Origin of the sequence: Streptococcus sp. KR (assembly GCF_002238115.1) — a bacterium.
GTDB lineage: Bacteria > Bacillota > Bacilli > Lactobacillales > Streptococcaceae > Streptococcus.
Genome location: NZ_NGVM01000080.1, coordinates 1 through 858 on the forward strand (window position 1 = coordinate 1; position 858 = coordinate 858).

The window sequence follows — 858 nt, forward strand, 5'->3', positions numbered from 1 at the left end:
CCAGCCCTTGACTATATTGCACTATTTATGCTACAATATTGTTTGACTGATTAAGCAAAGTGTTGTTTTGTCTTAATCGGTGGTGTAGTAGTTGCTGCTTCTACACCTTTTTCGTTTTTATTTACTTTATTATTGTAACACACATTAGGCAAAAAAGCAACTGTTTTGTATGAAAACATGACAAAAAGACCTCTAAAAAATCTTTTTTTAGAGGCTTTTGTCTGCCTTTTTGTATTATTTATGCCCTCTTTTTCTGATAACTGCTTTGTGTGGCCTATGGTTAATACGAAATCCTGCACCTGGTCCCGTATCCCTAAATTCTTCATACTCTTGTCTCCAAGATCCAAAAAATAGATTGTATAGCTGATCGATTCGTTCAAGGAGTATCATTCTGGCCATAGTACAAGCCCCTTCGATGGACCAATACATCCCTCGATGTTTCATACGGTAAGTAACCTTTCGGTGCTGACTCTCCATTACCCCGATACCACGTGAGGATAACCCTCTAAGTTTAGGTGGTCTAGTGTCACAGAAATTTCTTAATAATTTCTTACGGAAATTGTAAAAATTATCAAGAGCTTCTTGACTTTCTGTGAGAGATTCAACTGTATCTAGTACGGTCTGAAGCAGGCTCTTCTGATGATTTTTGATGGCCTTAAAAGCAAGATCAAGTAGTGTAGATGGGTACGGCTTCAGGAATCTTTTAAGTTCTTCATTGACATGATAGGCATCCCAGAAATGCTCATGACGTTTAATCCGTAAGACCTTCTTAATTTCTTGAAATATTCTGCGAGAATATCCTTTACCATTGTCCGAGTTAGTGATAAGAAGAGTTCGATCAGTGATTTCAAAATGATT

The 858-nt window shown here is 37.2% G+C and carries 1 protein-coding gene and 1 pseudogene; both read right to left on the minus strand.

Annotated features, from left to right (window positions below; all coding sequences use genetic code 11):
* Nucleotides 1–50 precede the first annotated feature (50 nt).
* Nucleotides 51–326, minus strand: coding sequence for a hypothetical protein (locus tag CBI42_RS13350; RefSeq protein ID WP_256963797.1), 276 nt, complete (start codon nucleotides 324–326; stop codon nucleotides 51–53).
* Nucleotides 235–858: pseudogene (locus CBI42_RS13355) on the minus strand (ISLre2 family transposase); the annotation flags it as partial. The pseudogene CBI42_RS13355 and the gene CBI42_RS13350, both read right to left, overlap by 92 nt.

Bases quoted from the DNA above. Each gene is read 5' to 3' on its own strand.
- CBI42_RS13350 (WP_256963797.1), bottom strand. From the start codon at position 326: ATGAAGAATTTAGGGATACGGGACCAGGTGCAGGATTTCGTATTAACC.